Annotated in this window: 20 protein-coding genes; 9 read left to right on the top strand and 11 right to left on the bottom strand. The window is 67.5% G+C overall.

Going from position 1 to position 21,841, the window contains the following annotated elements:
- Nucleotides 1-38: 38 nt before the first annotated feature.
- Entirely contained in the window at nt 39-950 is a 912-nt protein-coding gene (locus tag OCH239_RS14960) for a LysR family transcriptional regulator (protein WP_037264357.1), read from the bottom strand.
- 127 nt (nt 951-1,077) lie between these two features.
- On the opposite strand from OCH239_RS14960, the gene OCH239_RS14955 reads away from it, so the two are divergent.
- The 4 genes from OCH239_RS14955 to argE are packed head-to-tail and all read left to right on the top strand — an operon-like array spanning nt 1,078 to nt 5,308.
- The gene (locus tag OCH239_RS14955) at nt 1,078-2,049 is read left to right on the top strand and encodes a Bug family tripartite tricarboxylate transporter substrate binding protein (RefSeq protein ID WP_037264355.1); all 972 of its coding nucleotides are present in this window, start codon (nt 1,078-1,080) and stop codon (nt 2,047-2,049) included.
- A gap of 38 nt (nt 2,050-2,087) precedes the next feature.
- Nucleotides 2,088-2,576: a tripartite tricarboxylate transporter TctB family protein gene (locus tag OCH239_RS14950; RefSeq protein WP_037264353.1), complete on the top strand. Its 489-nt coding sequence runs from the start codon at nt 2,088-2,090 to the stop codon at nt 2,574-2,576.
- Nucleotides 2,577-2,621: 45 nt separating this feature from the next.
- Complete coding sequence (locus tag OCH239_RS14945; protein ID WP_037264351.1) at nt 2,622-4,112, top strand: tripartite tricarboxylate transporter permease; 1,491 nt, start codon at nt 2,622-2,624, stop codon at nt 4,110-4,112.
- The gene (argE, locus tag OCH239_RS14940; RefSeq protein WP_037264344.1) at nt 4,109-5,308 is read left to right on the top strand and encodes an acetylornithine deacetylase; all 1,200 of its coding nucleotides are present in this window, start codon (nt 4,109-4,111) and stop codon (nt 5,306-5,308) included. Before OCH239_RS14945 ends, argE begins: the two co-directional genes overlap by 4 nt.
- Before the next feature lie 395 nt (nt 5,309-5,703).
- On the opposite strand, the gene OCH239_RS14935 is transcribed toward argE, so the two are convergent.
- The 8 genes from OCH239_RS14935 to mdoH form a co-directional block, all read right to left on the bottom strand.
- Nucleotides 5,704-6,342 (bottom strand): DUF1523 family protein, encoded by a 639-nt coding sequence (locus OCH239_RS14935; RefSeq protein WP_037264343.1) that lies wholly within the window; start codon nt 6,340-6,342, stop codon nt 5,704-5,706.
- Between the two features lie 66 nt (nt 6,343-6,408).
- On the bottom strand, nt 6,409-6,852 hold the full coding sequence (locus OCH239_RS14930) for a MarR family winged helix-turn-helix transcriptional regulator (RefSeq protein WP_037264342.1): 444 nt from the start codon (nt 6,850-6,852) through the stop codon (nt 6,409-6,411).
- Between the two features lie 151 nt (nt 6,853-7,003).
- A complete protein-coding gene (locus OCH239_RS14925; RefSeq protein WP_037264340.1) occupies nt 7,004-7,648 on the bottom strand; it encodes an ATP-binding cassette domain-containing protein in 645 nt (214 codons plus the stop codon).
- Nucleotides 7,641-9,284, bottom strand: coding sequence for an ABC transporter permease (locus OCH239_RS14920; RefSeq protein ID WP_051489509.1), 1,644 nt, complete (start codon nt 9,282-9,284; stop codon nt 7,641-7,643). Before OCH239_RS14920 ends, OCH239_RS14925 begins: the two co-directional genes overlap by 8 nt.
- Before the next feature lie 60 nt (nt 9,285-9,344).
- The gene (locus tag OCH239_RS14915; RefSeq protein ID WP_037264338.1) at nt 9,345-10,556 is read right to left on the bottom strand and encodes an ABC transporter substrate-binding protein; all 1,212 of its coding nucleotides are present in this window, start codon (nt 10,554-10,556) and stop codon (nt 9,345-9,347) included.
- Complete coding sequence (locus OCH239_RS14910; RefSeq protein WP_037264335.1) at nt 10,553-11,176, bottom strand: CDP-alcohol phosphatidyltransferase family protein; 624 nt, start codon at nt 11,174-11,176, stop codon at nt 10,553-10,555. The genes OCH239_RS14915 and OCH239_RS14910 overlap by 4 nt, the downstream gene beginning before the upstream one ends.
- A gap of 104 nt (nt 11,177-11,280) precedes the next feature.
- Nucleotides 11,281-12,792 carry an OpgD/OpgG family glucan biosynthesis protein gene (locus OCH239_RS14905; RefSeq protein WP_037264333.1) on the bottom strand — a complete coding sequence of 504 codons (1,512 nt, stop codon included), beginning with the start codon at nt 12,790-12,792 and terminating at the stop codon, nt 11,281-11,283.
- The gene (gene mdoH / locus OCH239_RS14900; RefSeq protein WP_084782505.1) at nt 12,771-14,384 is read right to left on the bottom strand and encodes a glucans biosynthesis glucosyltransferase MdoH; all 1,614 of its coding nucleotides are present in this window, start codon (nt 14,382-14,384) and stop codon (nt 12,771-12,773) included. The genes OCH239_RS14905 and mdoH overlap by 22 nt, the downstream gene beginning before the upstream one ends.
- 325 nt (nt 14,385-14,709) lie before the next feature.
- Here mdoH and OCH239_RS14895 point away from each other — a divergent pair, with 325 nt between their 5' ends.
- Complete coding sequence (locus OCH239_RS14895; protein WP_051489507.1) at nt 14,710-15,672, top strand: lysylphosphatidylglycerol synthase transmembrane domain-containing protein; 963 nt, start codon at nt 14,710-14,712, stop codon at nt 15,670-15,672.
- On the opposite strand, the gene OCH239_RS14890 is transcribed toward OCH239_RS14895, so the two are convergent.
- The gene (locus tag OCH239_RS14890) at nt 15,669-16,244 is read right to left on the bottom strand and encodes an HD domain-containing protein (protein ID WP_037264331.1); all 576 of its coding nucleotides are present in this window, start codon (nt 16,242-16,244) and stop codon (nt 15,669-15,671) included. The two genes, OCH239_RS14895 and OCH239_RS14890, sit on opposite strands and share 4 nt — an antisense overlap.
- Before the next feature lie 223 nt (nt 16,245-16,467).
- Here OCH239_RS14890 and OCH239_RS14885 point away from each other — a divergent pair, with 223 nt between their 5' ends.
- Complete coding sequence (locus tag OCH239_RS14885; protein ID WP_037264329.1) at nt 16,468-17,706, top strand: aromatic ring-hydroxylating oxygenase subunit alpha; 1,239 nt, start codon at nt 16,468-16,470, stop codon at nt 17,704-17,706.
- Nucleotides 17,707-17,826: 120 nt separating this feature from the next.
- Complete coding sequence (locus tag OCH239_RS14880) at nt 17,827-18,891, top strand: FAD-binding oxidoreductase (protein ID WP_211241991.1); 1,065 nt, start codon at nt 17,827-17,829, stop codon at nt 18,889-18,891.
- A gap of 3 nt (nt 18,892-18,894) precedes the next feature.
- Here OCH239_RS14880 and OCH239_RS14875 read toward each other — a convergent pair whose 3' ends face one another.
- A complete protein-coding gene (locus OCH239_RS14875; RefSeq protein ID WP_051489506.1) occupies nt 18,895-19,536 on the bottom strand; it encodes a TetR/AcrR family transcriptional regulator in 642 nt (213 codons plus the stop codon).
- Between the two features lie 159 nt (nt 19,537-19,695).
- Here OCH239_RS14875 and OCH239_RS14870 point away from each other — a divergent pair, with 159 nt between their 5' ends.
- Nucleotides 19,696-21,099 (top strand): alkaline phosphatase D family protein, encoded by a 1,404-nt coding sequence (locus OCH239_RS14870; RefSeq protein ID WP_244430363.1) that lies wholly within the window; start codon nt 19,696-19,698, stop codon nt 21,097-21,099.
- Complete coding sequence (locus tag OCH239_RS14865) at nt 21,084-21,797, top strand: 4'-phosphopantetheinyl transferase family protein (protein ID WP_051489505.1); 714 nt, start codon at nt 21,084-21,086, stop codon at nt 21,795-21,797. Before OCH239_RS14870 ends, OCH239_RS14865 begins: the two co-directional genes overlap by 16 nt.
- The last annotated feature ends 44 nt before the right edge of the window (nt 21,798-21,841 follow it).

Genomic DNA, 21,841 nt, shown 5'->3' with positions numbered 1-21,841 from the left:
TGGGCGGCGCGGCGATGTAAGTCCCGGCGCCCGGAGGGTCAGCCCGAGATCAGTCCCTTCCGCTTCAGGCGCGCGATGTCGACCCTGAGCGTGTCGACGAAGGTCTGGGCAACCCGGCTGAGCGGTCTGTCCCGGGGCGAGAACAGCGCGATCTCCCAGTCGATCGTCGGAATGAGAGGCTTTGTCGCCACGCGCCGGCGGTCGATCAGCAGTTCGGCGATGGGATCGATCACTGCGATCCCCGTACCTTTGGCGACAAGATCGCACACGCCGCGCAGGGTGCGCAGTTCGGCGGCGATGATCCGGCGGACATCGATCGTCTGGAAGAGGTAGTCGACCCGCGTGCGGAGCGGGCTGCCGGGCGCCAGCTCGACGAAGGGATCGTACCGGATGCGGGGGAGGGGGATCGCGCCAGGCTTGTTTCTGGGGTGGTCCACCGGCAGGGCGCAGCGGGCCTCGCAGCGGCCTAGCGGTGTCACGACGGCACCGTATGCATCCGCCTCGAGCGTGATGCCGAGCCCGATGTCGCAGGTGCGTTCGGCGATCATGCGCAGCAGCTCTCCGAGTCCCACATCGACGAGTCGCACGCCCACGTCGGGGTGAGTCGTCTTGAACCGCGCGATCGTGTCGAGGAGGAACGTGTCGCAGAAGATCGGCTGTGCGGCGATGACGATATTGCCCCGCTGCTGCGTCGCGATAGCCTCCACCTCGGTGCCGAGCTCGCGGTAGGCGTCGAGCGTCCGGGTGACGGATTCGTGAAACAGAAGCGCCTCCGGCGTTGGCGCAAGATGATTTCGGCGGCGCTCGAAGAGCTTGAATCCGACCTCTTTTTCGAGACCGGTGAGCAGTTTGCTGACGAGTGGCTGACCTACGCCCATGGCGTCGGCCGCAGCCTGCGTGCCGCCGTGACGCAGATAGGCGTCGAAGGCCTCGAGGGCGCGGATCTTCATGGCTCGGCCTCACTATTCCAGAACGGAATATTCGAGCCAGAATTTGCGTAAACGGGAATAGGTGTGCAACCCCTCACGGTACTGCGACCCGGCAGCTCCGGCTGTCCAATCCAGAGGAGGTAGAACCATGAAGAAGATTCTCGCATCCGTCGCCACCACCGCGGTGCTCGCCGCAGGCTCGGTGTCCGCACAGGACTATCCCAGCGAGGCGATCACCCTCGTGATCCCCTACGGCCCGGGCGGCGCGTCCGATCTCGCCGGCCGCGCGCTGGCCGAGAGCGCCGGCAAGTTCCTCGACGAGCCGATCACCGTGGTGAACAAGCCCGGGGCCGGCGGCATGAACGGCGCGCGCTCCGTCTCGCAGGCCGATCCCGACGGCTACACGCTGCTGCTGGCCCGCGTCGGCATGGCGCTTGCGCCCGCGGTGAACCCGCAGGTCCAGACCGGCTGGGACGATTACAGCTTCGTCGGCTCGCTCGAGGCGACCCCGATGATCCTCGCCGTGCGCGAAGGCAGCGAATACGGCAGCGTCGAAGAGCTTATGGCAGCTGTGAAGGAAAACCCCGGCGCCATGACCTACGCCGCGTCCGGCCCCACCGCGATCGACGGCTTCACCGTTCAGGCCCTGCTGTCGGATGCCGGGCTCGACCCGCTCGCCGATGCCACGATCGTGCCCTACAAGGGCGGCGGCGCGCTCGCGACCGCGCTTCTCGGCGGCCATGTCGACTTCCTCGCGATCGCCGCGGGCTCGCTCATGCCGCATATCAACAGCGGTGACATGAAGCCGCTGGCGGTCTTCTCGCCCGAGCGCATGGACGATCTTCCCGATGTGCCGACCGTGGCAGAGCTCGGTTACGAGACCGCCGGCCAGATCACCGGCTGGAGCGCGCTCTACGGACCCGAAGGGCTTCCGGAGGAGGTTCAGGCCAAGTGGGACGAGGTCCTGGGCCAGGTGGCAGAGGACGAGACCTGGCTGACGCTCGCCGAGCGCCGCGGCTCGATTTCGACCGTGGGTGAAAAGGACATGCCCGCCTACGCCGAGTCGCAATACGAGCTCTTCCGCGGCCTCGCCGAAGAGTTCGGATACCTCGGAAACTGATCGCCACGGGCGGCAGCCAAGGCATAGGAGGATACGCCATGACCAGCACCACCTTGCGCGGTCTCGGCATCGCGCTCTTCTTCGGCATCGTGATCTGGGTCCTGATCCCGGGTTACGTGCCGAAGCCGGCCTTCCTTCCGGGCTTTGCGCTGCCGCCCGATTTCTGGCCCCGGGTGATCTCGATCGCTGGGCTCGTCTTCGGCCTCATCGCCGCGGGGCTCGGCCTCGCGGGACAGGGCACACCCGCCCTGCCGGCGGAGGTGGCCGAGGACGACACGCCAATGGGCACGCTTCTGGCCCGGCTCGGGCTCCTTGTCGCCGCCTTCGTCGCCTTCGTGCTCCTGGTGGACGTGATCGGCTTTCTCGCCGCCGCGATCCTGCTGACCGGCGCGGGGATCCTGCTCACTGGCGAGCGGCGGCTGCTGGCCTGGGGCGCGGGTCTCGCGCTGATCCTGCCGGTCTGTCTCTACCTGTTCTTCACCGAAGCGCTCGGCACCCAGTTCCCGCCCGGACTGCTCTTCAACTAAGCCAAGCCGCCCGGCCACTGGCCGCCCCGACATGGGAGGACGACCATGCTGAACGAGCTGATGACGGCTCTGCAAGCCGTTGCCACATTACAGAATTTCCTGATCATGGCCGCCGGCATCTGGGGCGGCGTGATCATCGGCGCGATCCCCGGCATGACCGGCACCATGGCGGTGACGCTGGCGCTGCCCTTTACCTTCTACATGGATCCGGTGCCGAGCATCCTGCTGCTCGTCGCGCTCTACAAGGGCTCGACCTATGGCGGGTCGGTGTCGGCGATCCTGATCCGGACCCCCGGTACCGCCTCGGCGGCCTGCACCGCGCTCGACGGCTACCCGCTCGCGCAGCAGGGCAAGGCGGGCAAGGCGCTCAACATGGCGCTCTACTCCTCGGTGGTGGGCGATTTCTTCTCGAACATCTCGCTCATCTTCCTCGCGGCGCCGCTGGCGATCCTCGCGCTCAAGGTAGGTCCGCCCGAGTATTTCATGCTGATGGTCTTCGCGCTCACCACCGTGGCGGGCGTCTCGGGCAACTCGCTGCTGATGGGGCTCCTCTCGGCCTGTTTCGGCCTCCTGCTCGCGACCGCGGGCGAGGACATGTACGGCTCGTTCCGCTTCGCCTTCACGGGCGACATGCAGGCGGGCCTCTCGGTCGCGCCGGTGCTGATCGGACTCTTTGCGCTGCCCGAACTCATCAAGCTGATCGTTTTCCGCAACCCGCCTAAGGCGCGCGCGATGGCGCTCGGTGACGACCGGGTCAGCGGAAAGGAATTCCGCGGCGTCGCGAAAACGCTCTTCCGCGGCAGCTTCATCGGGGTGATCCTCGGTGCGATCCCCGGCATCGGCCCCTCGGCCGCCGCGTTCTTCTCCTACGGCTCGGCGCAGCGCTCCTCGCCGCGGGGGCAGAATTTCGGCAAGGGAGAGATCGAGGGCGTCGCGGCCTCGGAATCGGCCAATAACGGCGCCTGCGGCGCGACGATGATCCCGCTTCTCGCGCTCGGCGTGCCCGGCGACGTGATCACCGGCGTGATGCTCGGGGCGTTCATGATCCAGGGACTGACGCCCGGACCGCTCCTTTTCGAGACGAACATCCACGAGGTCTACATGCTGTTCATCGGCATGCTGCTGTCCTCGGTGCTGCTGCTGTTTGCGGGCAAGTTCACGATGCGGATCTTCACCACCATCGCGAAGATCCCGCCGACGCTGCTCAGCCCCGTGGTGCTGCTCCTCTGCCTCTTCGGCATCTATGCCATCGGCAACAGCATGTTCGACGTGGTGGTGCTGCTCGCGCTCGGGCTCGTCGGCTTCGGCATGTACCTTCTCGACATCCCCACCGCGCCGTTCCTGATCGCGTTCATCCTCGGCCCGATGATCGAGGAGAACCTGCGGCGGGCGCTGGCGACCTCCCGCGGCGATCCGATGGTGCTGCTCTCCTCGCCCATCACCTGGATCTTCGCGGCCCTCATCCTCTTCGTGGTCGCGCTCACCGCGCGGCGCGAGATCGGCAAGGCAAATCAAAGAAAGGCGGAAGCCCAATGAAGGACGCATCGAGCAGAGACACCGCCCATGCGCGGCTCGGCGATGCCAAGGCGCATCTGAAGGACCTGATCGCGTTCGACACGGTCAGCAAGAACTCGAACCGCGCCCTGATCGACCACATGGCTGCGCATTTCGAGGCTCTGGGCGGTGAGATCACCGTCCTGCCGGACGAGACCGGCGAGAAGGCGAACCTCGTCGCGCGCTTCGGGCCGGCGGACAAGCCGGGCGTCGTGCTCTCGGGCCATACCGACGTCGTCCCGGCGCGGCCTCAGAACTGGTCGACCCCGCCCTTTGCCATGGACGAGCGCGAGGGCCGTCTCTACGGGCGCGGCAGCTGCGACATGAAGGGGTTTGCCGCCTGCGTGATGGCGGCGATGCGGGACATTGGATCGGTGGATCTCAAGCGCCCGCTCTACCTCTGCTTCTCCTACGACGAGGAGGTCGGCTGCCTTGGCGCTCCTGCCATCGCCCGGCATCTCGCGGCGCTCGACGTGCCGCCGGCCCTCGCCATCATCGGCGAGCCGAGCGACATGACCCTCGTCACCGGGCAGAAGGGCAAGATCGCGATGCGCGCCACCGTGCAGGGCACGAGCGGACATTCCTCCTTCGCCCCGAACCACGTCAACGCGGTCCACTACGCCTCCCGCGCCATCGCGATGATCGAGGACCGCGCCCGCCGCTACGAGGCCGAGGGCCCGTTCGACCGCGACTTCACGGTGCCGCATGCCACGACCCTCGTCACGATGATCGAGGGCGGCGTCGCGACCAACGTGACCCCCGATCGCTGCAGCTTCACCTTCGAGTTGCGGTCGATAGACGAGGCGGCGGCGCGCACGGATATCGAGGCGCTTCTCGCGGAGATCACGCAGGGGCTCGAGCCGAAGATGAAGGACAGGCATCCCGAGGCCGGCATCACCTTCGAGCGCATCTTCGCCTACCCGGCGATGGGGGATGCGAGCGGAACCGAGGCCTTCGCCGGGCTGCGCGGCATCATGCCGGAATGGTCGGGCAAGGTCTCCTACGGCTCGGAAGGCGGGGTCTTCGAGGTCGAGGGCGGCATTCCCTCCGTCATCGTCGGGCCCGGCTCGATCAGGCAGGCTCACAAGGCCGACGAGTTCGTCGAGATCGACCAGATCGACGCCTGCTTGGGCTTTCTCGATCGTCTCTTCGATGAGGTCGGTGTCCAGACCGACTGAGGCCTGCCGGCCGTCTGTCCCGGTTCGAATTCGGCGCACTGTCGCTCTATACCGCGTCTGTGGAGCGGCATGGGCTCCGGCCGGGATGATCGGGCGGCACCCGCTGATCGGCCGAGTCCCGTGAGGTTGCCTGAAAACTGCCTTCCGCTTTGCGGCGCGGAAGGCAGGCACTCGCAAACATCACCGGATCCATAATTTACCCGGGGCACACTCACTGATCACGCCTGGCGCCTCTGCGCCAGGACGTGATGTATTATAACGATTGAATATGGCAAGTATTTGGCGCCGACCCGAGCCAGGTTTGGCGGCCCGATACTCAGGAGCAACGTTTCTGGAGCGCGAGCGAACGCATTGCGAACCGCTCGTCGCGGCATCCGGCGGCGCGCTGGACGGCGTCAGCTGCCGCCGCCCCGCCACCAGCTCGACAGGCGCTTGCGGCGGCGGGAAAGGCCCTGGCTCGCGCCGTCGAAGCTGTCGCCCACATCCTCGAGCATCGGATCGATCCGGCGGGCGCGGAAGCGGCGCCAGCGCACCCAGAGCGCCCAGACGATCGCGGCGAGCAGGACGAGGATGACGATCGAGGTCCACGGGATGAGTCGCACGTCCGGTCCCTCGACCGGCCGGATCGACATGACGTTGGGATAGATCGACATGAACTCGATCCGCCAGCCGTAATGCGTGACGGCGACCCAGCGCGGGTTGTCGGCGGTCGAGCTGAGGTCCGAAGCGATCGCCTGCACGTTCGAGCTGTCGAACTTGAAATAGGGCGGCCAGCCCCAGCCGGTATCCTCGTTGCGATAGACCATGACGTCGCCATCGGGCTGGCGGGTCTGTACGAAGAACACGTCGCGGGTCGCCGGGGTCGCGTCGGAGCCGTCCGCCCCGGTCCAGAACCAGCGGTTCGCGCCGAAATCGACGCGCTTCTCGTAAGTGTCGGTGATCCGTGCGAGATCGTTCTGCGGCAACGTGTAATGCAGGAAGGCCAGCACAACGATCCAGAAGAGCGCCACAAGCACCGGTTTCACGTATCGCATCGCCGTCTCCTCGTCCCGCGCAGACCCGAGATAATGGATCGGGGTGCCCGCGGAAAGGCCCGAGGTCTAGGAGACTGCGGTGATCGAGGCGGTCAGGCGCCGGAGCCGCTCCTGCAGCTCACGGATCTCGGGGGCCGACAGCCCGGTCGCAGCGGCGATCCTGTTCGGAATGTCCCGGGCCTCGGCTTCGAGGGCCGCCCCCGCCTCGGTCAGTGTCACCACGACGCGCCGCTCGTCGACCGGGTCGCGGGACCGGCTGACGCGGCCCTGCGCCTCGAGCCGCTTGAGGAGCGGGGTCAGCGTGTTGGTCTCGAGCTTGAGGCGCTTGCCGATCTCTCCGACGCTCTGCGGTGCGCCGGCCCAGAGCGTCCGCATGACGAGATATTGCGGGTAGGTCAGGTCGAGCGGTCCGAGCAACGGCTTGTAGAGCCGCCCGAAGGCATGCTGCGCCGCATAAAGGTCGAAGCACAGCAACTCTTCGAGCGCGGGATCGCTTTGGGTCTCGGTCATTGGTTGCGGGATACATGCTGCGTCGGGATGTCGCAATGGTGCTGAACGCGGTGGGCGCAGACTCGCGGCAGAGACGTCAACCTCGCTGCTTGCTTAAGCGTAGCGGGATGGGGCCCCGAGCTGTCGGGAGCATGTCAGGACCGTCCGGGTCTCAGCCAGCGTAGCGCTCGAGCTCGTAGACGGGGCCGCCCGCGGCGCACGCGTCCTCGGCGTCGTGGGTGACCATGACGACCGGCAATCCGCGGGCGCGGGCGCGGCCGAAGACGAGATCGCGGATCTGCTGGCGGAGCGCTGCGTCGAGGCCCGAGAATGCCTCGTCGAGAAGGAGTGCCCGTGGCTCCGAGAGGAGCATGCGCACGAGCGAGACGCGGGCCTTCTGGCCGCCCGAGAGCGTCGCGGGGTCACGATCCTCGAAGTCCGCGAGGCCGACATCGGCAAGAGCCTCGGCGACGCGGTCCCGGCGGGCTGCCCGGGATCCGCCGGGGTCGAGGCCAAAGGCGGCGTTCCCGCCGACGCTCATGTGAGGAAAGAGCAGATCGTTCTGGAAGAGGATCCCCATCCGGCGCATGTGGGGCGGGGCGTCGGTCACGTCCTCGTCTCCGAGGATGATGCGTCCCATCCCGGAAAATCCGCGGGGCAGCGTGCCAGTGAGGAAGGCCAGCAGCGTCGACTTGCCGACGCCCGAAGGACCCATGACGGTGAGCACCTCTCCCGGGGCGATGCTCCGGTCCACCTCGATGAGCGGCATGCCCTCCTTGAGGATGCACACGTCCCTCAGGGTAAGTGTCTCAGCCATGAAGGCCCCTCCGGTTCCGGAATGCCCATGCCGGGACGATCAGCGCGACGGCGAAGGGCAGGATGATGGCCGCGGTCTGCGCGAGGCTCCAGACGCCGATTGCGCGACGGTCGCCGCCGGAGGCGAGCGCGACGGCCTCGGTCGTCAGCGTCTCCACCCGCCCGCCGCCGACGATGAGCGTTGGCAGGTATTGCCCGATGCTGACGGCGGCGCCCACCGCCGCCGCGGTGAGGACCGGGCGCAGAAGCATCGGCAGGCGTACCGCGCGCATCGTCCGCCCGGGATCCGCGCCGAGCGCGGCGGCGATTGTCGCGTAGCGCGGCTCCCACGCCCGCCACGGATCCCCGAGGGAGAGGAAGACGTAAGGCAGAACGAAGACGACATGGGCGAGGATCACGACGCCGATCCCGCTGCTCAGCCCAATGGTGAGCAGAAGCGTCTGCAGGCCGGGCAGGAACGCCGTCTGGGGTACGAGAAGCGGCAGGTAGATGAGCCAGAGCCCGCGCCGGGAGAGCGGCCTGCGGCGGCGATGCTCCGCCTCGAGACAGCCGATCACCAGCGCGAGGGAGATCGCCGTGGCCGCGAGCGCGATGAGCGCGGTCTGCGCGACTGCCCCGCCGCCGCTGGCGGCGAAGCGCATCCAGCTGCGGAAATCGACGCCCTGCGGCAGAGGATCGGGAAAGCCCCAGAAGCCCGCGACCGACCAGATGCCAAGTGTCGCGAGGCCGAGGAGGACGCTGAGCGCGGCGGTCGCCGCAGCGCCGAGGGCGAGGGGCCGCGCGAGAGTGTCGATGCGCGCGCCGCGGGAACCAGAGGCGATCCAGCGCGCGCCGAGCCGCGCGGCGAAGATCTCGCCGATCCGCCAGAAGACGAGCGCCCCGGCGACCAGCGCGAGCTGCAGGAGCGCCGCCGCCGCGGCGGTCAGGCGCATGGCGAGGTCGGGATCGCCCATCCATTTCACGATCTGCACCGAGAGCGTCGGTGGCGTCGACGGTCCGAGGATCAGAGCGACGTCCACGACCGACATGGAATAGGCGAGCACCACGTAGACCGGCAGCCGGATCTGGGCGTAGACGGCGGGAAAGACGGTCTTGAGCCAGCCGCCTATGCGCCCGTAGCCGAGGGCTGTCGCAACCCGCATCCTGTGCGTGCCGTCGACTTGTCCGAGCGCCGCGAGGCTCATGAGCAGCAGGAAGGGCATCTCCTTGACGGTGAGGCCCGCGGCCATGGCGAGGCCCCACGGATCGCCGACGATGGCGATGTCGGGCGGGCGCTCCCATCCCGTCGCCCAGGGAGAGAGAAGTCGCGAGAGCCAGCCCGAGGGGGCGATCAGGAAGGCGAGGCCGAACGCCGTCGCTGCGTGCGGAACGGAGAGGAGGGGAGAGAGCAGGCGCTCGAGCAGCCGGAAGGCGCGTGTGCCGGACCAGCCCGCGAGGAACAGCACGACGATGGCCAGCGCGCCCGCTGTCGAGACGAGGCCCGTGGTCAGCGAGAGGCGGATGGCCGAGGCGAGCCCCGGCCAGTCCCCGAGATCGCGGAAGGGGTCGAGCGTCAGAGACGTCATGCCCGCTGCGGGGTAGATCCCGAAGGCGGGCAGGAGCGTTCCGCCGAGGCCCGCCGCCACCGGCCCGAGCATCGCCAGAAGGGTCAGCGGCGGCAGCAGCCTCAGCCAGAGCGGCAGGCGTGCGGGCGGCACTTACTGCCCGGCGCCGTAACGCTCGGTCCAGGTGTCCGCGATGCGGGTCATCCACGAGGGATGCGGCTCGGGTCGGACCTCGCCCAGCTCCTGCGGCGAGAGCGTCGCGACGCCGAGATCGAGCGCCTCGAAGGCCGCGCGCTGCTCCTCGGGGAGGTCCGCGACGTCGAGCACCGTGCCGTAGCCCAGAACGTCCGGATCCTGCGCGTGGACCTGCGCCTCGGGCGACATCAGGTAGTTGGCGACGACCATCGCGCCGGCCTTGGAGCCCGAATTGTAGGGGATCGCGACGAAGCTGGCGTTGCCGAGCGTGCCGTCCTCGAGCACGAAGGTCCGCACCGAGGAGGGCAGGCGATTGTCGGCAATGGCGGTCGAGGCCTCGCCGGGGCTGAAGGAGATCGCGAGGTCGATCTCGTCGTCCGCCATCAGGCGCAGCTGGTCGGGCCCGGTCTGCGGATAGCTGCGCCCCTGCCGCCAGAGGTTCGGCGTCAGCGCGTCGAGATAGTCCCAGAGCGGCGCGACGACCGCGTCGAAATCGGCCTCGTCCGCCGGCTTCTGCAGCACCTCGTCGTCCTCCGTCACCTCGATGAGGGTCTGCTTGAGAAAGGTCGTGCCGAGGAAGTCGGGCGGTTGGGGGTAGGTGAAGCGGCCCGGATTTTCTTTTGTCCACTCGAGGATCGCCTCGGCCGAGGGCAGCGGGTCGGGCAGATCCTCGGTGTCGTGCATGAAGACGACTTGCGCCATGGCCCAGGGTGCCTCGTAGCCCTCGGTCGGCACGGTGAAGTCGGTCCGCACCGTCTTGCCGTCGACGTCGACATAGTCCCAGTTCGGGAGGTCCTCGGCGAAGGGACCGTAGAGCAGGTCCTGCTCCTTCATCGAGGCGAAGTTCGGGCCGTTGAGCCAGATGAGATCGACCGCGCCGCCTTCGTCCTCGCCCGCCTGCTTTTCGGACAGGACGCGGGTCACGGCGTCGGCGGTGTCGGCGAGCTTCACGTGCTCGAGCGTGACGCCGTAGTCCTCGCTCACCTGCTCTCCGACCCAGGCGATGAAGTCGTTCGTGGCGGTGGAGCCGCCCCAGGCATGCCAGTAGACGGTCTGGCCCTCGGCCGCCTCCAGCACCGCCTCCCAGTCGGCGGGGTCGATCGGGTCCTGGGACTGGGCGAGGGCGGGCGCGGCGAGCAGGGCGAAGGCCGCAAGTGTCGTTCGGATCATCGTTTGTCCTCGGTCAGGGAAAAGACGCGGGCGGCGCCGTAAAGCCGCAGCGCCCCCGTGGCAAAACAGAGCGCGCCGAAGGTCCAGGCGAGCGGAGCGAAGAGATGCGGGACGAGGCAGAGCAGGACGAAGAACAGGATTGTCTCCGTCCCCTCGAGAATGCCGTTGGAATAATAGAGCGATTTCACGCCCTGCGCGGCGGTTTCCATGTCGTGCTTCTCGGCGAGGATGGCGTAGCCGAGAAAGCTCGAGCCGTTGAAGTAGAACGAGGTCAGAAGGAAAGCCGCGGCGAGGCCGTTCGCGGCGGGGTCGAAGATGGCGAAGGCGAAGGGGAAGGCGCCGTAGAAGAGAAAATCGCAGGTGATGTCGAGATAGCCGCCGTAATCGCTTTTAGCCGTCGCGCGCGCCAGCGCACCGTCGAGCCCGTCGAGGAGCCGCGAGAGGATCAGCAGCGCAAAGGCCGCGGCGAAGGCGCCTGCCGCGGCACAGCCGGCAGCGACGAGCCCGGTCGCGAGGCCGGCAAGCGTGATCTGATTGGGGGTGATGCCGTTCCCCGCGAGACGCCGGCCCGCCGCGTCGAGCGGCGGGTCGATCAGACGTCTGGCGAAGGTGTCGAGCATGGGGCGCGGTCTTTCGTCACTCGCGCCACAAGATGCACGGGTGCGCCGCTCCCGCAATCGCCCTGACGGGAACGTGACGGATCTGTCACGTTCCCGCCGCGGGATCAGACGCCGCCGTCGCGGCCGGGCGTCCAGCGGTGGAGCCACACCGGCGCCGCGGCCTGGCCGTCCGGATCGCGCAGGCTCAGACGAAGCTCGACCGCTTCGGACTCGCCCGGGTCGAGGTGGAAGCTCACCCGGTGCCGCTCGGTGTGCTCGGGCAGGGGAAAGATTACGACGTCCGACACCTTTCCCGCGTTCGCCTTGAGCTCTGGCGTCAGTACTTCTGGGTTGCCGGAGACGTCGATGACGAAGGTGCGCACCCCCGGCTCGTCGTGTTTGCGTCCCGATCGGGTCTCGACGATCTGCACCGGGAAGTCCTGAGCCGGATCCTGACGCGTCCAGACGACGTCGTAGTCGAAATCGTACTCGCCACCCGCCTCGAGCGGCGCATCCGGGCGCCAGAACGCGACGATGTTGTCCATGAACTCCGTGTCCGTGGCGATCTCCACAAGCTGGACCGATCCCGGGCCCCAATCGCCGCGCGGCTCGATCCGGGCGGAGGGGCGGTCGTGGTAATGCGCCTCGTTGTCCTCGAAATCGGTGAACTTCCTGTCTGTCTGATAGAGGCCGAAGCTGCGCGGTGCCATGTCCGAAAAGGTCGAGGTCTGGTGGGCGGAGGGGTTGGTGATTGGCCGCCACAGCGTCTCGCCCGAGCCGTTCTCGATCATCAGCACGTCGGAGTCGTGCACGCGCGGGCGGTAATCGTCCGCCGCGGCGTCACGGACCGGGCCCTTGAGGAACATCGATGTCAGCGGGGCGATCCCCACATTGGCGATCTCCTTCCTCGGGAAGAGACTGACCTTGGCGCGAGTCACCGTCTCTTCGGACGCATTTGCGTAGAGATCGAGATAGCCGGTGAGGGACGGGCCGTCGATCAGGGCCTCAAGGCGCACGATGCCCTCCTGGGCGGGGGTGTGCAGCCGCACGAGGGTGAAGCGGGGGAACTCCTCCTCACCGGGCTCGCCGGTGCCGATGGCGACCGCGCGGGTCGAGAGGCCGTAGACCATCTTCTGTCCGATGGCGCGGAAATAGGTGCCGCCCTGCAGGACGAGGAACTCGTCCATCACCTCACGACTGTTGACCTCGGTGCGCAGGCGCAGGCCGGTGAAGCCGGCGCCGGGCGCCTCGTCCGGGATCTCGTCGAAATAGGTGGTGTCGTAAGAGAAGAGGTCGGGCGAGAACTTCTTTACCTCGACCTCGTCGTTCCGGACGAACTCGATCTGCACTGGATTCGGAAAATAGAGGCCGGGCGGCAGGAGATCGACCGAATAGCGCGGCCCGAGGTCGAGGAACGCCGCCTGACCGGGCAGCGGTCGGATCGCACGGTATGCGTCGTAATCGAGATCGTCGTAGGGTGGAGGCAGATCGCCGGAGGGGGCCTGGTAGGGCTCCCGGGCCATTTGCCGAGCCCTCTCACGAAGCGACGGCGCAGATTGCGCCGTCGCGGTCAGTGGGGTCATGGCTGTGCCGGCCAGCAGGCCGAGACTGGTGGTCACGAAGGTGCGGCGATGCATTTGCAGGGGGCCTCCATGAAGCGAATGAACGCAGGCGCGCAAACAAGTGGCAGCGCGACAGGGAGAACCCAGCCGATCGCCACGGGATTGACGAGGGCCACGAACCCCAGAATGCCTGCGCCCGCAAGCGCTTCGAGACCGCCGTCCGGCAGCTTTATACCGCTACCGGCGGGTTTCTTCCAACCGCAGTCCTGACCTGCGCAAACACTTGCCACATCCTTCACGTGGTGGACCATCACGATCGGAGCGAGGATCGAAGACAGGATCGTCTCGAAGAGTGCGCTCCGCAACACGACGCCCTTGGCGCGCCACCCCTTCACCTGCGCCATCAGGCGCCCCGCTCCGCAGATCTTGGGAGCTAGAAGCAGCGATGCGATGGCCAGCAGCACCCAGCCCGCGGCAAGGTTCACCGCGCCGGACGCGAGCAGCAGAAGGGTCGCGAGCCAGAGCGGCGCCGAGAGATAACCCATCACTCCGACGGCCATGTGCAGTCGCGAGATCGGATGCAGACCCGGCGAGGCGATGAGGCGCAGATGCTGCAGGTTGCCCTGGCACCAGCGGCGGTCGCGCTTGTGGTATTCAGACAGAGTCTGCGGGCCATCCTCGGCGGAGGCGCGGGTGTCAGCGTCGATCTCGATCTTCCAGCCTGCGCGGCGCATCCACGCCGCTTCGACGAAGTCGTGGCTGAGCACGTCGCCGCCCATCGGCGCATTGCCCGAAAGCTTCGGCAGCGGGACCGCGTCGCGGAAGGCGGCGACGCGGATGAGCGCGTTGTGCCCCCAGTAGTTCGCGGCGTCCCCGGTCCAGGCCGAAAAGCCTTCGAGGAAGGTCGGACCCATAATCCGCTGTGCCGAGCGCTGAAGCTGGCCGAACCGGGTCTCCGCCGGCAGCAGACGCATCCCCGATTGCAGAAGGCCGGTCGACGGTGACCGCTCTATCCGGTGGATGAGGTGGCCGATCCGGCGTGCGCTCATGCGGCTGTCCGCGTCGAGCGGCAGCATGAAATCGTAGTCCTGGCCCCAACGGTCGAGCCAGTCGGAGATGTTTCCGGGTTTGCGCCCCACGTTTTTCTCACGGCGGCGGTAGACGATCTTGCCGGCACCGATGAGCGGAGCGAGCGCCGTCGCCTCGGCCTCTGCCTTGTCGTCCCGCGTGTCGGAGATCACGAAAATCCGCGTGTTACGGCCGAGCCCCGTGGCAGCGAGGTCGTCCGCAAGGTTCTCGAGCATCCGGGCAGGGCCGCGGGGCTCCTCGCCACAGAGCGTCAGGAGGATCGCGGTCTGGGTCGAGGGAACCCAGGTGGAGGAGGGCCGTGCAGGCGCGCGCATAGGATAGAACAGTCCGATGACCGCCGTCGACGCTCCAAGCGCGAGTGTCATCGTAGTCATGACGATCAAGGCAAGAGCCAGTAGGGACCAGATCGACCACACTTCCATGGTCAGGACGAATCCCGCTGTCACAATGGCGGTGAGCGCCACAGTCAGCGCCGTCACGCCGTAGAGCGGACCGCGATCTCGCGAGATCTCCGCCTTCGACACGCGGCTAAGTGCGATAGCGGCTTCGAACCGGCTATCGGGAATGTGAACAGTCATGATTTCCGTCTCTTCAGGTGGCGAGCAGTTCAGTATCGAAACAGCAATGCGCCAAAAACGGTTTGGTTCACTCCGGGCATTGGCCGCGCCGGGTTTCGCCGAACTAAATAAGCACTCTGCGCGAAATTCCGCCGCGCTGCAGTGTGATTCGCCTCAAAATGACGCTACGTGCCGACGAAGGCGGCACATTTGTGACCCACTCAAGAAGTGATCCCGCTCCTTTGGCGTTGCCACGAGGTCGCCGGGCGCACATATCCGGGCGCGTGAGATTCGGTCCCGCGACAGCCCTCGCGTGTGGACGGTATATAGCAGGAAGGATCGTAGGATGGCGTGGCCGGTGCGCTTGTCGCGCGCGCAGATGCGGATTCTCCAGATCGCGACAAGCATCACGCTTCTCGCGATCCTGTGGCATGCCATGGACGGGGCCGAGGCTCTGCGCATCCTGTCGCGCGCCGATCCGGTCTTTCTGGGGCTCGCCTGGGTAGCACTGAGCATCCAGACGGTCCTGTCCGCGCTGCGCTGGAAGGTCACCGCCGGCCAGCTCGGTCAGTCCTTCTCGCCCGGAAAGGCGATCTCGGAATACTATCTGGCCCAGATCGTGAACCAGTCGCTTCCCGGAGGCATGGTCGGCGACGCAGGCCGCGCGGTCCGCGCTCGGCACCAGGCGGGCCTTCTCCGCGCCAGCCAGGCCGTGGTGTTCGAGCGGCTCGCCGGCCAGGTCGTGGTCTTTGCGGTCATGACGCTGGCCTTCGTCTGGACCTATCTCGCGCCCGGCGGCCTCCGCTGGCCGCTCTGGCTGCTGTCGGTTCAGGTTCCGATCATCCTCGGCGGTCTCTGCGTTCCGATCGTCTTCTGGTTGACCTGGCTGCTGCCCGGCCCGCAGAAGCGCGCGCTTGACGATCTCTGGTACGCGATCTCCGCCTCGCTGCTGGCGCGGCGCGTGATCCCTTGGCAGGTGCTTCTCAGCATCGCGACCACGATCTGCAATCTCGGCGCCTTCGCGCTCTGCGCCCGCGCGACCGGCACGGATCTGTCCTTCGCCGCCATCTGCGCGCTCGTGCCCCTGATCCTCTTCACGATGCTGATCCCCGTCTCGATCTCCGGCTGGGGCCTGCGCGAGGGCGCGGCGGCGACGCTGTTTCCGGTCGCGGGCTTTTCCGGCTCGTCGGGGCTCGCGGCGTCGGTAGCGTTCGGCCTCGTCTTCGTCGCGGCGGTTCTGCCCGGGATCGTTCCGATCCTGCGCCGCCGCGGCGCTCCGAAGGCGCGAACCGCGGCCTCCAAAGGCTAGTCCCGCTGCATGCGCGCCCGTGTGGCCGCATCGGCCCGGGCTCGAAGCGCCTCGAGCAGGGGGTCTCCGGACGTGCGGGCGCGCCCGTAATCGAGGTTGAACGCGTAATCGAAATCCTCGGGATTCCGGCCCGCTGCGTGCTGCAGGATGGTCTCGATCTTGTCGAGACCCTTGGCCATACGTGCCTCCGGGGTCGCGGCGCCCGCATACTCGTCCCAGAACTCTGCCATCCGCGCCCGCAGGTCCTCCGGCAGGGCCGCACAGAGCGTTGCGAAATCCGCCCGCTCCCGCGCCTCTCTGCCGTCATCCGGCGCCTGGTGCGTCGCCGGCACGTCGCCCGAGATCGCCTCGCCGAGATCGTGGATCAGACACAGGGCCATCAGCCGCTTGACGTCGATCCCGCCGAGATCGTCTTCGAGGAGAAATGCGAGCAACGTCAGCCGCCAGCTGTGCTCGGCGACGCTCTCGGGACGGCCCTGCCCGGTATGACCACTGCGCAACGTATCCTTCAGCGCCTCCGCGCTCTGCAGGAACGTCACGATGCGGTCGAGGCGGTCATCGGAAATGCTCATGCGGTCGTCCTAGCATGCCCCGCGGGCGAGGTCTCTTCGAAGCTGAAGAGGGCCAAGAGCCGCGGCATTCGATACGGTCCTCGCCTGGGCGGGGCCATCGCAACGGCTCGAACGCCGCATGTCTCGGACGGCGGCAAAAGTGACGCTTTTGTCTCAGCGTCCCGTTCCACGCATCTTCAAGAGAGGGCTCAGGAACAGCAGAGTCCTTCCCACAGGTGCGCCCATGCTTCGCGATGCCGACGTTCTTTCCCTCCTCCTCCAGCGCCAGCCGCGCCATTCGCTCGCCCGCGCGTTCTATACGGATCCCGGCCTATTCCAGGTGGATCTCGAGCGGATCTGGTACCGCGACTGGCTGATGACCGCCGTCTCGGCAGAGCTGCCGAAGACCGGCAACTATGTCACCCGCCAGATCGGCGACTATTCCGTGATCGTGGTGCGCGGCGCCGACGGCATCGCCCGCGCCTTCCACAATTCCTGCCGCCACCGCGGCAGCCGGATCTGCTCGGCTGCCAAGGGCTCCAACCCCAAGCTCGTCTGCCCCTACCATCAGTGGACCTACGAGCTCGACGGGTGCCTGCTCTGGGCGCGCGAGATGGGCGACGATTTCGACGCCTCGAAGCACGGTCTGAAGCCCGTGCATTGCGAGGAGGTCGCCGGCCTCATCATGATCTGCCTTGCCGAGACGCCCCCCGATTTCGCGCCTTTCCGGGCCGAGGCCGAGGCCTATGCCGGCCCGCACGGGCTCAAGGACCTCAAGATCGCGCATCAGTCGACCATCACCGAGCAGGGCAACTGGAAGCTCGTGATGGAGAACAACCGCGAATGCTACCATTGCGCCGGCTCGCACCCGTCGCTCTGCCGCACCTTCCCGGAGGATCCGAAAGTCTTCGGCACCAATCCCGCGGAGCAGGCACCGGTCCTGCGCGACCACATCGCGAAGTGCGAAGCGGCCGGCCTGCCCTCGAAATTCTCCGCCGCCGGTGATGCGCAATGGCGCTTCATCCGCATTCCCTTCCTCGGAAGCGCCGCGTCCTACACGCTCGACGGCAAGCCCGCCGTCTCGAAGCGCGTCGGCCGCGTCCCCTTCGACGATGCGGGCTCGTGCCTCGCCTACCATTACCCGTCGAGCTGGAACCACTTCCTGTCGGACCAGGGCCTCGTCTTCCGCATGAACCCGATCTCGCCGACCGAAACCGAGGTCACGACCACCTGGCTCGTGCACAAGGATGCGGTCGAAGGGGTCGATTACGACTTCCAGCGCCTGACCGAGGTCTGGACGCACACCAACGACGAGGACCGTGCCATCGTGGAGGAGAACCAGCGCGGCGTGAACTCTCCCGCCTACGAGCCCGGGCCCTATTCGGTCCAGCACGAATCGGGCGTGATCCAGTTCGTCGACTGGTATGCGAGCACCCTGCAGGAGCGCCTCACCGGACGCCGCGCGATGATGGCCGCCGAGTAGCAAACCGTTCCCGCTTCTTCTTGACGGAAATATCCCGGGGTCCGGGGCGGAGCCCCGGTCCTGTCGCCTCAGCTCGGCGCACCGCAAACGACCCGCAACGAAAGGCCCGCCATGATCCCGATGCCGCGCGAGGATTCGCCCGTCTGGAGCGACGACGAGATCCTCGAATGCGTCGCCACCGTGCCCGAGGCGCCGAACGTCATGACCTTCGCCTTCCGCCCGCCCTCGGGGGCGCGGTTCTGGTTCCGGGCCGGGCAGTTCGTCACGCTCGATCTGCCGGTGCCGGGCGGCAACGTGCAGCGGACGTTCACGATCTCGTCCTCTCCAACAACGTCCGCCTTCATCACCGTGACCGTCAAGGCGCAGGCGGACAGCGTCGGCTCGCGCTGGATGCTGGACAATCTCCGCCCCGGAACGCGCATCAAGGCCTACGGGCCCGCGGGGCATTTCCACATGCCGCCGCAGCCCGACAGCAAGTACCTCTTCATCTCGGCCGGCTCCGGCGTCACCCCGATGATGTCGATGGCGTCGTTCCTGTGGGAGCGTGGCGAGGAGCCCGACATCGCCTTCGTGCATTGCGCGCAGAGTCCGCAGAACATCATCTTCCGCCAGAAGCTAGAATACATGGCGAGCCGCACATCGGGGCTGAAATTGCATTTCGTCGTCGGGCGCGACGATCCCTACACCGTCTGGACAGGTTATCGCGGCCGCCTCAGCGCGCTGATGCTGGGCCTGATGACGCAGGATTACCTCGAGCGCGAGGTCTATTGCTGCGGGCCCGAGAGCTTCATGGAGGGCGTGCGCGAGATGCTGATCTCGCTCGGCTACGACATGGAGAACTACCACCAGGAAAGCTACGCCGCGCCCGCCGAGAGCCGGCTGGAGCTCACCGAGTTCGACGATGTTGTCCCGGACGAGAGCGCCGCGGCGCAGATCCTGTTCTCGAATTCGGGCGTGACGGCAAGCTGCACCGAGACCGACACGGTTCTCGGCGTTGCGCGATCCTCGGGGCTCAACATTCCGTCGGGCTGCACCTTCGGTCTGTGCGGCACCTGCAAGATTCGCAAGCGCTCGGGCGAGGTGCACATGGTCCATAACGGCGGCATCTCGGACGAGGACATCGCCGAAGGATACATCCTCGCCTGCTGCTCGAACCCGATCGGCACCGTCGAGGTCGAGGTCTGATCCCTACGCGGCGCCGATGCCGCGCAGGAAGACCGAGAGCCCCAGTTCGAACCGCGCCTCCACGCGCGCCATGTCGGTGTCGCGGTCGGGCTCCACCAACCTGTCGAGCGGCGACGGTCGTGCCATGTCGGCGAGAAGTTCCGCCGCCCGCGCGGGGTCGTCCACCTCGGCCTCGCCGCGTTCGGCCGCGCGCCTTAACTCCCGCTCGATCGCCGCCCGCACCTTGGGCAGGCCGCTAGCGAAGATGCGCTCGGCCATGTCGGGGCGTTCGGGGGCCTCGGCGATGATCGTGCGCAAGATCGCGAAGGGCAGCGCGAGCGAGCGTGTCGCCTCGGACGGGGCCAGCAGGATGCGAAGCCGCTGCGCGAGCGGCAGCGCCTCTTCCTGCGGCGAAAGCTCGTGGACCGTACGTTCCATCTGGCGGGCCGTGAACGCCTCGAGGAGGGCGGCCCGGTCGTCGAAGGCCGCATAGAGCGTGCGTTTCGACATGCCAGCCTCGCGAGCCACCGCGGCCATGGTCACGCCGGACATACCCGTGCGGTCGAACACGTTCTGCAATGCGTCGAGGATGAGATCCCGCCGCTCCTGCGGCGCCAGGACCGGCGGGCGGCCACGGCGCGGCGGCGTATCGGTCTGCTCATCCATGACGTGCGTCGCCCCCGGGCATTGCGGAACCTCGCGGTTTTCTATGCGAGCGGTCGTAGAGGAGCAAGCCGCGGGCACCGGCGCGATTGAGCCGGCAGGCCGGGCGTCCTAAGTAGCGTCGGGCGGCCGTTTGCCGCCCTGACTTCCGGGAGCTTCGCATTGACCTTCGGCCCGATCCTGTTCCTCCGCGCCGTGGAGGACACCCGACTTCGTCTCGCCGCCCTTCTCTGCCGCGACGGCCCCGACGAACCCGGTGACCTCTGCGCGGACGACACCCGCCACCGGCCTAAGCGGCTGGGCGAGATCGCGGGCAAATCTTTGTGGCGCTACGACTTTTCTCTGCCCCGTGGCGGCGCCGCGGATTACAGCGTCGAGGGCGAGGGCTACACGGTCGCGACCGATCTCGACGGCGACCTGCGTATCGGGTTCGTGTCGTGCAACGGTGAGGAGGAGGGCGATCTCTCGCGCGACCCCGAGGAGCGCGATGCCATGTGGCGGCGGATGGCCGAGACCCACGCAGCGGCGCCGTACCACCTGCTCCTCCACGGCGGCGATCAGGTCTACGCGGATGAGGTCACGCGCGGCAATCCGCTCTCCGACGGATGGCCCGACGAGGTGCCGGACTCGCCGACCCCGGAGGCACTGGACAAACTGCGGCAGCATCTGCGGGAGGCCTTCCTGCACCGCTACTCTGTCACCTATGCCGGAGAAGGTTTCGCGCACCTTTCCGCGCGGGTGCCGTCGCTGATGATGTGGGACGATCACGACATCTGCGACGGCTGGGGATCGCTCGGTCTCGTCGAGAAGACCGCCGTGGGCGAGACTCTGTTCGACTGCGCCCGCGAAGCCTTCCTGCTCTACCAGCACGCGGCGACCGAGGACGATGTGCCCGCGCTCTTCTCCGATCCCTCCGGTACGTCCCTGTCATGGCGCCGCGATCTGCCGGGGGTCAGCGTACTCGCGCCGGATCTGCGCTCCGAACGGACGCTCGAGCGGATCATGGGGCCGAAGGGCTGGAAGGCATTCGGACGCGCCTGCGAGGGTCTGGAGCCCCGTGTCGTGATCGTGTCGAGCGTCCCGCTCCTCGGGCCGCGGCTGTCGCTGATCGAGCGGGCCATGCGGATCACGAGGCGCATGGAGAAATACGAGGACGATCTTCGCGACCAGTGGCAGAGCTATGCGCACCGAACCGAATGGCAGCGGATGCTGCGCTGCGTTCTGAAGCTCGAGGAGACGGGCCACCGGGTGACCGTTCTCTCGGGTGAGATCCACCTCGCGACGCGGGGCGAGCTCAGGAACGGCGATGCGCCAGTGCACCAGCTCGTCGCGTCGGGCATCTCGCATCGCGCGCCGCCGAAGCTCTGGGCGCATGTCCTCGGCACCCTCGCGCGCCTCGGCGAGGCCCCGATCCCGCAGCATCCGATCCGCATCCGTCCCCTGCCCGGCAAGCGCACCAACTACACCGCCGAGCGCAATTACCTGTCGCTCGAGCGCAAGGGGGCGGACTGGCGGGCGCGCTGGGCGCTCGAGGAGAGCGGCGAGACGCCTTGGCTCGAGATCTGAGCCGGACCGAGCTTCCGCTGTCGGTGCGCGGGGGCTTCCTGCGCGGGCTTGCGCGGATCGAAGCCTCCGACCCCACGCTTTCGCTCGTTCTGGCCGAGGTCGATCCGGACCGTTTCGAGGACGCCGAGTTCTCGGCTCACGGCTTTGCGCACCACGGCCGGCTGGACCGCGCCGTGACGCGACGGCGGGCGGGGTGGCTGTCGGGACGTATCGCGGCCCGGGCCGCCTGCGCGGAAATCGGACTGGAGCTCGTGGAGCTTTCCGCCGACGAGGAGGGTGTGCCGCTTTGGCCGAGCGGCGTCTCGGGCTCGATCAGCCATACGGACGGGCTCGCGTCGGCGCTGGTGGCATGCGGGGCACGCCGCCTCGGGGTCGATGTGGAGCACGTGCCGGACGGGCCGCGTCTGGCGGCTCTGCGATCCGCAACGCTCTCGGCGCCGGAGCGCCATCGTCTCGCCGAGCCGTGGCAGGCGACACTCGGTTTCTCGGCAAAGGAATGTCTCTACAAGGCGCTCTATCCCGAACTCCGCAGCTTTTTCGGGTTCGATGCCGCGGAGGTCACCGAGCTGGGCGGCGACACGGCCATTCTGACCCTGACGGTCGAGCTCTCTGCCGATCTGCGCTCGGGCCGCGCGTTTCGGGTCAATTTCCGCAGGTCGGGTGACACGGTGCTCACCTGGCTCTGCGCCGATCCATAAGCGCGCGGGCGCCGTTGCGGTTGAACGGGGCATCGGCCGACTTG

Origin of the sequence: Roseivivax halodurans JCM 10272 (assembly GCF_000521785.1) — a bacterium.
GTDB lineage: Bacteria > Pseudomonadota > Alphaproteobacteria > Rhodobacterales > Rhodobacteraceae > Roseivivax > Roseivivax halodurans.
Note: the sequence above shows the minus strand (reverse complement) of the source record. Positions and strands in the feature narration are given on the sequence as shown.